This is a genomic window from Vibrio sp. D173a, assembly GCF_030248475.1.
On the sequence record NZ_JAHGAH010001407.1, the window covers coordinates 1 to 661 of the forward strand.

Annotated in this window: 1 pseudogene; it reads left to right on the forward strand. The window is 47.2% G+C overall.

Annotated elements, in window-relative coordinates:
• Window positions 1–612: pseudogene (locus KIV40_RS33680) on the forward strand (disulfide isomerase DsbC N-terminal domain-containing protein); the annotation flags it as partial.
• Window positions 613–661: the final 49 nt, after the last annotated feature.

The following is a 661-nucleotide window of genomic DNA, read 5'->3' on the forward strand; positions in this document are numbered from 1 at the left end:
CGCCGTATGCCTCTACTGGCACTGCCTTTTGTTATTACTGCGTGTAATGCATCTGAAGAAAACACAGAGCAGGTAAAAATTGCGGTAGAGGCTGCATCTACTCAAGCCTACGATGTTAAAGCTCTGACCCAGCGTTTTGAAAAAATTGGTGTCAAAGTTATCGACGTTGTGCCATCGGATATTGATGGTCTTATCGAAGTTCAAACCAATAACGGCATCATTTTCTCATCACCAACGGGCGAGCACTTTATTGCTGGCACGCTCTACTCTTTAGATGAGAATGGTAAATTCAGCGATGTCTTGGCTGAGCGTCAGGCGCCAATTAATGCGGCGAAGATTGCTGAAATGTCAGATACCGCGATCGAATACAAAGCGGATAACGAAAAATACGCAATCACTGTCTTTACTGACATCACTTGCGGCTACTGTGTTCGTCTGCATAGCCAAATGCAGGGTTACAACGACCTAGGTATTACGGTTCGCTACATGGCGTACCCTCGTCAGGGTGCAACGGGTCAAGTCGCAACACAGATGGCTGCGATTTGGGGTTCTGAGGATCCACAAGAAGCGATGCACGATGCGAAAGTGAATCGTCAAATGCCAGAAACAGGACATTTGGAGTGATGGTTTTTGTCGCTCATCTCTTGCTCCCTGACTGGGG